Origin of the sequence: Blastopirellula sp. J2-11, from assembly GCF_024584705.1 — a bacterium.
Lineage (GTDB): Bacteria > Planctomycetota > Planctomycetia > Pirellulales > Pirellulaceae > Blastopirellula.
The window spans coordinates 3,468,766-3,481,772 of the sequence record NZ_CP097384.1; the positions used below are offsets into that span (position 1 = coordinate 3,468,766).

Below are 13,007 nucleotides of genomic sequence, written 5' to 3' on the forward strand. Positions count from 1 at the left end.
CATACTCTTCTTCGTCCTTGTCTTGCCACGGCATACGCGGCGCTCGACGCGTAATCGTGTTGCAACCGGTCGATAATACGGCCAACAGCAATAAGATCGTCGAATATCGGATTGTCATGCGGGTTTTCTGGAACATCCGGCGTCCCTTTCACGTCTCTGGCTTCAATTGGAAAGCGATCGGTCGCAGCAGCTACATCTCGCTACCTTACCGCCGGCAGGCGAATCGGCCGCGGATCACGATAGGGGGCCACTCCGTTGAAGCCGACCGGCGCCACGCCGAAGTTGGCCGGTTGCAGTGACGCCGGGGCCAGTTGCGGCTGAACAAAGCTCGCTTCGTTAGTCGATTCGTACGGCGGCATATTGGGCGCCGATTGCGGACTCATCATCGGCAACGAGCTTTGTTGCTGATTGGGGGGCGGAATCGTTTCGTTCGCGTTCGGTTTCAGCGGGGCCGGAGGAGCCGACGGATTCACGTCTGGTCGGATCTCCATGATTTCGCCTCCGCCTGGGATCGCCAGGTCAACGCCGTACAGTGCGTCGGCGCCATACACATCCGCCACATCGGCCAGACACCAGCTCATGCGACCCATCTCTTCTTCTTTCAGTCGCTCCACATCGTCATCCGAGTCGACCACAACCGGCGTTAAGATGATCATCAACTCACTGCGAGCGCCATTAAAGCTGTCGTAGCGGAAGAGGGAGCCGACAACCGGAATATCGCCCAAAATCGGTACACGGCGTGAAACGACGGTCGTAGTTTTTTGAATCAAACCGCCGAGCACGATCGTTTGCCCCGAGCGAGCGCTGACCGTTGTTGTCGCGGTTTGCGTATCAATCCGCGGCGAACGAATCACGTCGCCGTTTTGGTTAATCGAGATCGGAATACCGTCTGCGTCGTCACCCACTTGCGATCGTTCGGCTTGCACGTACATTACGACCATGCCGTCGGGACTAATCCGAGGTTGGACGCTCAAGATCACGCCGGTGTTAATCAACTCCGTCGCATTGATCGTACCGTTTTGCGTCACTTGCGACGAAGTAATGTACGGCACCTTTTGACCGACCTGGATAAACGCCGGCTGATTGTCCATCGTCATGATCTGCGGACGCGCCAAGACTTCCATGCGGTTGTCTTGTTGCAAAGCTCGAATCAGCACGCTGACCGATTCGCTGGCCGCCGAAAAGACGAAACCGCCGTATCCCAAGCCGTTGTTAGTGCGACTGAGCGCAAAGTCGGTCAAACCTTGTGAGCCGACGGCGCCGGCGGTCGCCAAGCTGGCCGCACTCGAAGAGTTGCCAAGCGGCTGGTTGTTGAAGTTATACCCAGGATTGAGCGTACCGTTTTGTACGGTGCTGCGATCGAACAGCAGCGAGTCTTGCAGTCCAAACTCAAACCCCAACTCTTCAATTTTGCCGAGTCGCACATCCGCGATCAGAACCTGAATCATCACCATCGGAGGCCGAGCATCGAGTTCCTCGACGATTTTCACGATCTCTTTGAAGTACCGCGGCGTCGCCGTAATAATCAAACTGTTACTGAAAGTTTCCGGAACCACGATCACTTCGCGAGCAATTTGCTGAAAGGAGCTGGTCAGATTTGGATCGATCGATTGCAGTTGACTTTCGTTCTGCAACAGATCGGTAAGCGACTCGGCAACGAGTAGAGCATTCGAGTTCTTCAGCCGCACGACCAACATTTGTCGTTGCTGAACGTCATCTTGATCTAACCGGAGCAAGATCGCTTCGACCACCGCCAAGCTGGAAGCAGGCCCCGATGCGATAATGCTGTTCGTGCGCGAGTCGACTGAAAAGCGGATCGGCACGAGCGTGTTGTCTCCGCCGGCCCCGATCGCAAACGGCTGTTGGCCTTGCGTCGTCCCTTCGTCCAAGCCGAACAGCGTTTCCAACATGGTCGCCAACTGCGTCGCGTCGCCGTTGACGATGGTGAATACTTTGATCTGCGATTCGGCCGAAGGCTGCGAGTCAAGCCGCTGGATCAACGCGCCGATCAGCTCCATGCTATCTTTGGGCGCTCGCACGACCAACGCGTTGGAGCGCGTATCGGCCGTAATCTGAGCATCCGTCAAGATTCCGGACTTCAGCATTTGCCCTTCGCGTGAATCGAGCGTCATAAACGAGAGCATCGCAGCGCGAACTTGAGCCGCGGCGGCGCCTCCTTGCTGTTGTCCACCGGTTCCTGTCGCCGGCGTACCCGAGATCGCCGCTTGCATCACCGTCGCGAGATCTTCCGCGAGCGAGTTCTTCAATTCAAAGACTTTTAATTCCAAGGTCGACTCAGCGGCCGGAACGTCGATCTGGCGAATCAAGTATTCGACTTCGGCCATATCCCGCGGACTTGCCTGCACGATCAACGCGTTGCTGCGATAGTCGGCGGTCGAACGAACGCGGGGGTTAAGATTAACCGGCTCGGCGTAGAACTCCGTCACGCGCGTCTGCGCGTCGGCGGAGGAGAGATATTTGAGTTGGAAAACACGCAGCATCCGTTCTGGACCTACCGGTTGATCCAACTTTTCGATCAGTTCCAAAATGCCGTCAACGCTCTGTTGGCGACCAATCAGCAAGATCGCATTAGGGCGCCCCAGCGGAGTGATGCTTACCTGACCATAACGGGTCTGCAGTAAGTCCTCGTACAGTTGCAGAATGGTCGCGGCGACCGCTTCGCTGTTGGCGTGCAGCAGTTCACGAACTTCGATCACCGGCTGCGTTTCGGCGCTCAAGCGTTCGATGTCGTTGATGATGCGGGTAATTCGCTCGACGTCGCGGCGATGCCCGCGAACGACAATCACGTCCAGCCCTTCCAGAAACTCAATCTGCACCGGCCCAATCAAACCGGCGTCGTCTTCCGGCCCCAGCGTCACCTGATCATCGACGGCTGGCTGCATTTGCTCGGCAGGTTGCTCAGCCGCCGGCTGAGCATCATCGGCGGCGGCGCCATCTTGCGCTTCGCCCGGCTGGAAAATCATCGCCGCCATATCGCCGCTCCAACGCATCTTTTGCTCGCCGGCGACTTTCTTCAGCGCCTCGAAGATTTCGCGTTTCGCCATGCTGTTTTCATTATCAGTCAGCGGCGCGAGAGCCTCGGCGACGTCTTCTCGCTTCGCGTTGCGGAGCGACACCAGATCGGTACGGTATTCATCGCTGCGCGGCGGCGCATCAATCGCTCGCACTACCTGCGACCAGGCTTTCACCCCCTCTTCGTCGCCACGCAACAAGACCACGTTGTCTTTGCGGTAGATCTGCATGGCGATTTTTTTATCGGTACGGGTCGGCAATGTCAGGGTTGCGATCGCTCCTTCGGCGGTCAGCGCCACCGGCGGACGTTGCCCCAGCAACTGCGTTGTGCGGTTTTCGACCTGACGCCAATCGGCTTGGCCCAGTTTCACTTCGACTTCGACCTGACCATTGCCCAGCGAACGCGTATGTTGATGGCGAGCATTCTCGACCGGCGTCGCCACGCGTACCGGAGCCAGCTTCGTATTTCCATCGCGCAGATAACCGGAGCGATTTAGGAAGGCCTCGACCTGCGTTTGCACTTCTTCGGATGCGGCGACGACCAGCGTTCCCCCTTTAGCATCCGATGTGAAGGTCGCTCCTTTATCTTCCGCGTAAAGCTGACGGAAGACCTCCAAGAGGTTCTGCAGTCGCTCTGGATCGACCGAATAGCTGCGAATTTCGCGTGCTCCGGCGGTTACCGGAGCCTGGGCGATCGCGGGACCGACTGCTCCAGCGAACCAGGTCGCGAAGAGAAGCGCGATGATAAGAGACCTTCTCTGTCCCAAAATGCAATAAAGCATCAGCAAACCCTTCTTCGGATTTTACGTCCAATGGACGAATCGACCGCGCACGTTGACTTCTTGGATTGATCGGAACATGAGGTCTAATCCCTACAAGCATTCCTGCCAGGAAAAGCGCCACAGATTGCCACCGATGAGAAGCTGTAACGCCTCGGTAAGCCGCGGCGCAGCAGTGCCAGCAGAGGCGAGCCAGCTAGCAAGAGCTTCCGTGTTAGCCGCGGCAATCAATTGCTCTTCGTAGTCCGCCAGCGCAAGCAAGAGAAATGCGTCTGGCTACATCGATCCGCCTAAGAATTGCTGAGAGAGGTTCCCTCGCGGGCGTATTTGAAAGCGCCCTATTTAGCCAAACCACGCCCGGTTGGCCGCGATAGCTCCGCTATCGGGGCGGCGCAGCCGTAAGAGACATCCATACCAAGCTCACCGTTCCATGGTGCGCAGGCCACTTCAAACAGCATGGTAAACCGCCGATTTTAGACGCATTGCGGAGCAACGCCTCTTACCGACTTCGTCGGCCCCGATAGCGGAGCTATCGCGGCCAACCGGAACATTGCGCCACTTCAAGCGATGGAAACAGAAATCCTACAATTCGGCCGCGCTGCGGGCCTCGCTTAGCGGTTGGCCGATGCGAAGTTGGACGGTTTCGTCTCCGATTTGAAGCTCGATCACCTTGTCGCCGACCGAGAGGATCTTGCCTTTGAGTTGGCCAATTTCAAACTTCTCGCCTGGCTTCAGACGGAGCATTTTGTTTTTGGTCCGTAGGCTAACCCACGCTTCGGGATACTCGCCAGAAACGATCGTCGCAGTCAAAAACGCATGCGCCGCGTCGTCAAACGATGGCTTTGGTTCTGGTTTCATCTCCGGCGGTTTTGGCTCGACGACGGCGATGGTGAATTCTTTGGAGTCCATGATGGTCGGTTGACGATCGTCGTGAACCATGACGTTGAATTTGAATTCTCCCAATTCGGTCGGTTTCCAGCTGATCGTTCCCCGCTCGCTGATTTGTAATCCCGTCGGAGCGCCTTCTCCCAGCTGGAAAGAAACGCGATCCTTCTTGTCGGGATCTTCCGCTTTGACGGCATAGCTGAACGTCTTCCCCATTTCGGCCGTATGCTTGGTGGTCGACACCAACTTGGGCGTCTTGTTGCCGGGGCGGAAAAAGTCGCGCGCCAAAATCACTTTTTGATAATCGGCTAACTCACCATGAGTGAGCAGTTCTCGACGCTTGGCTTTGGCGTCCACCAAATCGTTGACCCCTTCGATCCCAATCGCTTCGACCGACAGCGTCACCTCGAGATTCTCTGAATCGGGCAAGGGACGTAGCGACACCGATTTGATCTTGTGCAGCACGTTAAACGCATAAAACTCGTAGCAAAATTGAGTAATGCGAGCCAACGGCGCTTTGGCGCGAACGCTGAACGCATACTCCGAGTGCATTCCTACTTTCTTCCTGCTTAGCGGCTTGATGCTGACATCTTCAAAGCCGACCTCGCCCACTTTTTCGTGCAGCCAGTTCGAATACAAGGACTGCGAAACGCGATAGTCCTCGGGCAGACTATGTTCGCGATAGGTCGCCAAGCGTTGGGCGGCGAGGATCGCTTGGATTTCGACGAACTCTTCCTGATCGATTTGTCCTTGCAGCGCCGCGAGCTGTTTGGCGCGTTGGTCGTAGGCGCTCGCATAGCGGCCGTAACCCAAATAGAGCACGCCGAAAATGACTAACAGCCCGACAAGACCAACTAAAATTTTCTCACGTTGATTCATGACTGGGCTCCCTCTTCCGTCTTGTCCGCGGCATCCTCGCCTTCGGCGGATTTGGTATTGACCGGCTCGGTAGAAGCTGGCTCCATTGGGTTAGGCTCAAGTTTGGCGGGTTCTTCCTTCGTAGGCTCTTCGGCGGTTCGCTTTTCGGCCGGCTCCACTTCGGCAAAGGGAGGTTCCGTCGGCTTGGCGACGATGATCCGTTCCTGGAAATTCCAGTCGTAACCCGTCACTTCGGATTGTTTGCTGCCGAGATTGCTGACCTGGTGCTGGTCATCTCGTAGCGAGGTCTCCAGCTTTTTGATTCCCCCTTCGCTGGCGACAAAGCCGTCGAGCATGATCACGCCTCCTTCGGTCTGCGACGCGTCCATCTGTAACCGGGAGAGGATTGTTTCTTCGGCCGGCGGCAAGCTGGTCGCCATCCAGTAGGCCTGATCGAGCCACTGCACGTTCGACTCGAGCCAGCGATCGATTTTCTCGACATCGTTCTGCTGCGCGACGGCCGCTTCGTTCGATTCTTTCAAAACGGCGAGCTTGGTCTTGGCGGCGTCGATGTCACTATCAAGCGAACCGAGCCGCATCCAGATCACCGCGGCGACCAGCGCCACGACGACTGCAGCCGCTGTTGCGTACGTCACATACTGACGACGCTTGCTCGGCGGCGCCGGACGACGACGCGGATTGCGCAGATCCAACGATCGCGTCGATGGCGCCGATTGCTCGACCAACAGTCCCAACAAGCCGGCGTAGCGTCCCCGATTGACCAGCTTCTCGGCGCCGCTGTATTTCACGGCGGGGCTTGAGAATGGGTCGTACAACTCGGCAGGCAAACCTAATGTCGCCGCGAGCGACGTTTTCATTCCCGACAGTTCTTCCTGCCCGACCAGGATGATTTTTTCGACGCTATGCGCGCCCAGCTGATTGCGAGCGGCGATCAACGTGCGGCGCGATTCGAGCTGCAACGCTTTTTGCCGCTCTTCGCTTCCTTCTTCGCCTGGCAGGCGCGTCGATCGAGTAAAGACAACGGCGCCATCGGCGATGATGGTCAACTCAATATCATCTGAACTCGATTCAACGACCAACGCGACTGACGAAGCGTGGTGCGCGTCACGCGCCATCAGCGATGCGGCCGCCAGCGGACGAACGCCGACATGCTCCACCGCCAGCGAAGCGGACGAACAAGGGGTCTCGACCCCTTTCAGGCCTTTGCCCGAGATGCCGGCGGCCAATACGATCGTCTGACCAACGGCGTTCACTTCGATCGGCGTATAGTCGAGCAGCCAGTCGTCGGTCAGCGCCGTAAACTCACGAATCGCCGCAAAGCGAACCATGTCGGGTAAATCTTCATCCGGCGCCGGAGGCAGCGTCAACACATGCAGTTCGACGCTGCTGCGCGGCAGCGTGACGCAGACTGGTCCCACGGCGATATTGCGATCGGCCAGCGCCGCGCTGATCGACTCCGCCAGGTCGCTGGTCCGCGGCGCGGCGAACGCCGAATCCACCGTCACGCCTCCGCTGCGCGGGCGCGCGACGACGACGCGAATCTCGCTGCCGTCCCACTCGATACCTATCAATTTCGCCATTTGGCGTCCGCTCCCACTTAGTTGGCTGCGCCTGTAAATCCGATTCCGATTCCCAAGACTTCCAAGGGATGACCGCGCCCGAGATGGCTTATATCTCTCCACAATAATAGCCGCGGCTCAGGCTGAGTAGCGTCAATCACGGCCTCATGCCGACTAAATGCAAGTCCACCTTCGTAATAACCGACAATTTGGGCGCGATGGACGTTTCCGCCGGCGTTGACCAGCGGCAACAGGGTCTTCATCTCTTCGAGCGTGACCAGCCCCTCCATCCAGATCCAAGTCTCGTAGGCCCGCATTGGGTTCTCTTCGTCGGCGACCGGCACGCGATTCGCGATAATCGCTTCCGCCGCTTCTTCAGTCATGCCGGGGATCGCGACCAGCAGTTCACGCGGCGCCTGGTTTATATTGATGCGGCCCGGGATGATCGGCGACTCGTTCACCGTCAGCAGCTCCATAAAGTCGGGCATCCACTGAGCGGCGTTGAGCTGCTGAAACGGCGATTTCATCATCTGCGTTTGGCCGTTTTGTCCAGAACTTTGTCCGCCGCCGCTTGACGGCGAAACGGAGACGACGGCGTCGATTAAATCGAGCGCGCTCGCAAAAGTTCCTTTCGGCTGTTGCGAAAAATCGAACTGGACGGTCGTTACATAGTTTTGATTGGTCGCATTGGAACTCGCAGTGCCGGCGCCATACATGCGATAGGCGACGATAAAATCGGCCCACTCTTGCGGCACAACTTCCATCAGTCGCGCGTGCAACGCTTGGACATCCTCATCGTTGATGAAGATTTTTTCCATTCCATCGGCGCCGTAGTTCTTTTCCATCCCATACAACGTCAGAAACGAAGTCCAGCCTCGTTCCGGCGCCTCGGTCAGCATGTCTTGTTCGAAACGATCGGAATCGGCCGACAGCGCGAGCTCTTGCGGATCGATGACGCCGTTGCGATTTTCGTCGCGACCAAACAAGAGCTGCGGAGTCACTCCCCGCACGAGCAGCAATTCTTCGACCGTCTCCAGCGGCCCATTCTTGGGCGCGTAGGGTGGATCGAGTCCTGAGTAGTAGTCGACTTCGGCGCCAAACTCACGCGGCTCATCGTCTTCGTCGATGTAGTCGAGAATCGCGTCGGCGATGTCTTCGGTCATGCCAGGCAAGCCCATCAACAATTGCCGCCCAGTGCTGCCAGAGGTAAGCGACTCGTCGCTGGCCAGACCGGTAATCGTTGAAGACGCGCCAGCGGCCGCTGCGCCGCTGGCGTCAGCGAGGCCGGCGGCGCTCGCCATTCCTGAAGCGGCGCTCGATTGCTCATCCAGCATCAGCAAAGCGTTCAAATTCAACCGAGCCGACTCATCCTCAAGTCCATAGCGAATTCCGTTCAAGTAGCCGTCAATATCGACGAGCGGCGCCAAAACCGTAAACCGGCCCCGCTGTCGCTCGTCTTCCTCGTCATCCACAAGCAACTGCCCTTGGAACATCGCGGGGTTGTCGTAGATCCCGCCCAATTCGGTAATGTATTCCGGCTCTTGAGCCAGGTACGATTCCAAAAAAGACTCGCCCGACTCGGCGAAAGCGCGGGCTTGAATTTGTCGCCCGGTCAATTGAACGGCATGGTTTTCGGTTTGCATCAATTCGGTGAACGCATAAGCGCCCAGCGTCAGCATCATCACGACGACCAGCACCACAATCAGCACGGCGCCGCGGCGGTCTTGTTTCCCCCGTTGGCGATTCATAAGGCGGCCTCCGAACCGGAGCCGGATTCCATCATTGCGTCTTCTTCGGCCAGCGGATCGATCGGCACGGCGATCGGAATCCGGACCAACCGACGATAGATCATGTCCCCTTCGGCGACGCCGACCACGATCGTCTCGCCGTCGTCGATGGCGCTGCCGCGATCATCGGTCGAACGAATCGCGACCACAATATCGACGGCCAGCGGTAGTCCGCCCATCGCGGAAGAATCCCATTCTTCGTACCACTCATAACCATCGAAGTACCGAAAGTTCAAGAAGCAGACTTCCGGCGCGATGATTTCAGCCGTTGCGTCCAACTGCTCGGTATCGCCGTTCTCCAGAGCCCATTGCGTCACCGAGCGATCGAGCACGCGGCGCACTAGTCCGGACTGCTCCACCGTTCGATCGGCGGAGTCCCCGACGGTTCCTTGATAGGCCGAACCAGGGATCAACAAATAGTAGGTGACCGTCTTCACATCGCTCGGCTTATCAGCCAGCTTCTGCGATCGGAAGCCGACGTACTCGGGATCGTACTCATCGACACGCGGCAAGCGGCTCATATCGAACTGCAATTCGGTCGCGTTCCCATACAGGCCAATCTGCATCGCGGGAACGCTCGACGCGGCCAGGTCAGTCGTATTGAGGCTGGCGTCTGTTTCGGTCGTTGAATCAAGAGTGCTGCTGATGTCCGAGGTAATCGCGCCGCCTGTTAGCGAACTCGCAGCGCTCGATGCAGAGCCGGACGCCAGCGCTTCGACCGAAGAAAAATCGATCTCGTTCTTCCAAATGCAATTACGGAGATCCTCTTCCATCAGTTTCATGACGGCGCGACCCAACTGCGCTTCTTCGACATTGGTGCGGCCGATATCGACGGCGCGCGAATACATATGAATCGCCGCGCTGACCGCCGCCATCAAGACGACGGCGATCGCCGAGGCGACCATCAATTCCAGCAGCGAGAGACCGCGACGCCGCCAACGATGGTGAGAGATGCGACTCATATCGCGCCTCCGCTCATGCTGCTGCTCGAATTCGGATCACTCGACTCCGGCATTTCCAAGAGTTCCGCCTCGGGATCGGGGATCCAGCGAATCAGCTGAAACTGATCGGCGTCGGCCAGCGAAGTCGCGTTGACGCGGCGAACCGATACCCGCACCGCCAACAGCCCTTCCATTGTCGCCGGTTGCGAGTCGATCGAGTACGACCAAACAACCTCGCGTGCCGGAAGCGTGATGTTGGTTTCGCTGAGCATGTCGACCGGAATATCTTGCACCGGATCGGGCAAGCGAACGCCGACAATGATCTCGTCCATGATCGTCTGGCAGATCATCTGCGACTCGGTCAACCCTTCCGCTTCGCGCGCGCTGCGAAAACCGATGCCGATCAACTGCCCCAGCACCGCCAATGCGCCCGCGAGAATCGCGAACGCCAAAACGACTTCCAGTAGAGAAAAACCGACCTTGCTCGTTCTTCGTAGCCCGAAGCGCCAGCGAGGGAAATGCGGTTGGCGAATCGAAGCCGGATCGAAGCCGAACGTCGTAACACTAGCCCGCTGCGCCAGCGAGGGAATCCGCTTGGCGATACCAACACGGATGGAAGTGACCAGCCGCATTCCCTCGCTGGCGCAGCGGGCTAGTGTCCAGTTGGCTCGAAATAGCGCAACTTCAAAACTTGCGCAACGGGCTACAAAGAGAGACGCCAGCCAAATTGTCGAAATGCGCAACCTCAAAAATCGTCCGCGAGGGCTGCGAAGATTTTCGTGACGAAGACTTTCTGTACAAAGATGCGAGTTAAACAGCGGAAGATTTGCGTTCACAACGAAAGGTCCTCCGTCGTTTCGACTTCGGCGACCTTGGCGATCCCCGTCAAGCCGCGTAGTTTGACCATCCGCATTGAGCCATCTTCCGACTTCAACACCACCATTGCGTCCGAGGTGGTTCCGTCCGGATAAAAAAGAATGGGCCGCGACTGGTCCGCGGCGCCCCCTTCGGCGATTTGTCCGTCGGTCGTTTCGTAGGATCGCATATCGATATCGACCTGCTCGCCCATAAAGACGACCCCTTCCGGCAACTCTCCTTGACGCGTGGTCGCTTCGACCGACTGCGTGATCAGCGAGTTGCCGACGACGCGGTCTCCCTCGCCGACCAGATTGTTCTCTTGCGTATCGCTCGCGCGCAGCCAGGGCTCAACCTGATAGTTGCCGGTCTCCTTTTGAAAGCGAAACATCCGCACGCGTCCCGATTCCATCGCTTCGACGCGCGACTTGCTGAACTCGGCGCAGATGGTGTCAGCGGCGCTTTTCAATCGCTGCGAACGTAGCGGCGCCAAGATGCTGGGCGCCGCGAGTGACAGCAGAATCACCAGCAAGGTCAGCACGACGAGCAGTTCGAGCAGGGTAAACCCGATCGATCGCCCTGAGTTCAAGTTGCAATTGCGATTCTTCATCAAGGTCCAGCTTATTGAATATCGTCGTCCGAACCGTCGACGCCGTCGGGGCCTGCCGAGTAAACGTCAGGCATGCCGCTAGCGCTCTTCTTGTATTTGAAATCATTGTCCCAAGCGTCCTTCGGCAACTCCTCTTTTTCCAAGTAGGGACCTTTCCACTTGGTCGAACCGGCCGGCGCGACGATCAAATCTTCCAGCTTTTCGGGCAATTGCCCCATGTTCAGCAAATAGGTTTTGCAAGCTTGTTCCAGCATCGCAGCTTGCACGGTCGTACTTTTTTCTTTCGCTTGATCGAAGCTGCTGAAGATTGCAACGCCAGCGAACGAGGCGAGAATCACCAAGATCACGAGGACCAGCAACACTTCCAACAACGTAAAACCGCGGCGCCGACGGCGATTGCGCTGATGCGACATAGCTAAACTCACTCCTAACCATTGAACGAAAATAGGGGATTACAAACTGCTGCTCATCCGGAAGATCGGCAGCAACAGCGCGATGACGACGACGAGCACGATGCTCGCCATCACCAGCAACATCATGGGTTCCAACAACCGCACGGTCAGATCGAGCCGACGTGACGTCCGCTTCTCGAGACCATCGGCGATTTCGACTAACACCGTGTCCAGCGAGTTTGACTCTTCCGCGACGCTGATCATTTCGACCACGTTCCGGGGGAAGTAGCCGGAGGCTGACAACGGACTCGCCAACGATTCGCCGGCGCTGATATTCTCAGAAGCGTCTTCGATCGCTTTGGCCAAGATCAGATTGCCGGCGGCGTCGCGACTGATTTCTAACGAACGGATGATCGGCACGCCGTTTTTCAGCATCGTTCCCAACACGCGGCAAAACCGCGCGACGGCCAGCGACAACAAGATCGAACCGAGCATCGGCATTTTGATTTTGATCCAGTCCCAGCGGCGACGTCCGGTCTCGGTTTTTAGTTGTAGGTTGATGTAAAACGCCAGCGCGACCAGTCCGATCAAAAGTGGAATGCCAAAATTTTTGACCGACGTGCTGAACCACAACAGCCAGTCGGTGATCGCCGGCAATTGGCCCCGCTCACGCAAGCGAGCAAACAGCTCGTCAAACTGCGGCACAAAGACCAGTAGCAGAAAGCCAAGCACGAACGAGCCGACCACGCCGAGAAAAACGGGATAGGCGAGCGCACTCATCGTGCGGCCCTTCAGATCTTCCTGATCTTCGGTAAATTTGGCGACGCGATCGAGCGCATCTTCCAGGAATCCACCCTCTGCGCCGGCGCGAACCATGTTGGTCGCCATTTCGCTGAACGCTTTCGGATGGCGGCGCATCGCTTCGTCGAGCGAAGCCCCTTCTTCGACCCGGCTGACGATGTCGTCCAAGATTTCCTGCAGCGCGACGTTCGACGCTTGTTCACGCAGCACTTTCAACGATCGCATCAGCGGCACGCCGCTGCGGATCAAAGAAGAAAGCTGCGCGTAAAGGATCGCCGATTGTTGCGCGCTGACTCGCTTGCCGCCGATCCGAAACCCGCTTCCTTTCGACTCGGCTTTCACTTCAATCGGAAAAAGCGACTTCCCCGACAGCTGCACAATCACGTCTCGCTCGGTCGCCGCCGACAGCACGCCGTTGACCTTGCGGCCGGTCGTATCTCGCGCGATGTAAGTGAAGTCAGGCATCGGAGGCTACAGCAAAATGAG

9 protein-coding genes are annotated in these 13,007 nt (G+C 57.6%); all 9 read right to left on the reverse strand.

All coding sequences use genetic code 11. From position 1 onward, the window contains the following. Nucleotides 1-200: 200 nt before the first annotated feature. The 9 genes from M4951_RS13800 to M4951_RS13840 all read right to left on the reverse strand — a co-directional run bounded on the left by M4951_RS13800 (nt 201) and on the right by M4951_RS13840 (nt 12,986). Nucleotides 201-3,815 carry a secretin N-terminal domain-containing protein gene (locus M4951_RS13800; RefSeq protein WP_262022235.1) on the reverse strand — a complete coding sequence of 1,205 codons (3,615 nt, stop codon included), beginning with the start codon at nt 3,813-3,815 and terminating at the stop codon, nt 201-203. A 579-nt stretch (nt 3,816-4,394) separates the two neighbouring features. Then, nucleotides 4,395-5,576: a putative Ig domain-containing protein gene (locus M4951_RS13805; RefSeq protein ID WP_262022236.1), complete on the reverse strand. Its 1,182-nt coding sequence runs from the start codon at nt 5,574-5,576 to the stop codon at nt 4,395-4,397. After that, nucleotides 5,573-7,156, reverse strand: a complete 1,584-nt coding sequence (pilM, locus tag M4951_RS13810; RefSeq protein ID WP_262022237.1) for a type IV pilus biogenesis protein PilM — start codon at nt 7,154-7,156, stop codon at nt 5,573-5,575. Before pilM ends, M4951_RS13805 begins: the two co-directional genes overlap by 4 nt. 17 nt (nt 7,157-7,173) lie before the next feature. Further along, a complete protein-coding gene (locus M4951_RS13815) occupies nt 7,174-8,883 on the reverse strand; it encodes a type II secretion system protein GspK (RefSeq protein ID WP_262022238.1) in 1,710 nt (569 codons plus the stop codon). Next, nucleotides 8,880-9,884 (reverse strand): PilW family protein, encoded by a 1,005-nt coding sequence (locus M4951_RS13820; RefSeq protein ID WP_262022239.1) that lies wholly within the window; start codon nt 9,882-9,884, stop codon nt 8,880-8,882. Before M4951_RS13820 ends, M4951_RS13815 begins: the two co-directional genes overlap by 4 nt. Beyond that, nucleotides 9,881-10,495, reverse strand: a complete 615-nt coding sequence (locus M4951_RS13825; protein WP_262022240.1) for a hypothetical protein — start codon at nt 10,493-10,495, stop codon at nt 9,881-9,883. Before M4951_RS13825 ends, M4951_RS13820 begins: the two co-directional genes overlap by 4 nt. 200 nt (nt 10,496-10,695) lie before the next feature. Further along, nucleotides 10,696-11,328, reverse strand: a complete 633-nt coding sequence (locus tag M4951_RS13830; RefSeq protein WP_262022241.1) for a prepilin-type N-terminal cleavage/methylation domain-containing protein — start codon at nt 11,326-11,328, stop codon at nt 10,696-10,698. A gap of 11 nt (nt 11,329-11,339) precedes the next feature. After that, nucleotides 11,340-11,741, reverse strand: a complete 402-nt coding sequence (gene gspG / locus M4951_RS13835; protein WP_262022242.1) for a type II secretion system major pseudopilin GspG — start codon at nt 11,739-11,741, stop codon at nt 11,340-11,342. 39 nt (nt 11,742-11,780) lie between these two features. Continuing rightward, nucleotides 11,781-12,986 (reverse strand): type II secretion system F family protein, encoded by a 1,206-nt coding sequence (locus M4951_RS13840; RefSeq protein ID WP_262022243.1) that lies wholly within the window; start codon nt 12,984-12,986, stop codon nt 11,781-11,783. Nucleotides 12,987-13,007 lie beyond the last annotated feature (21 nt).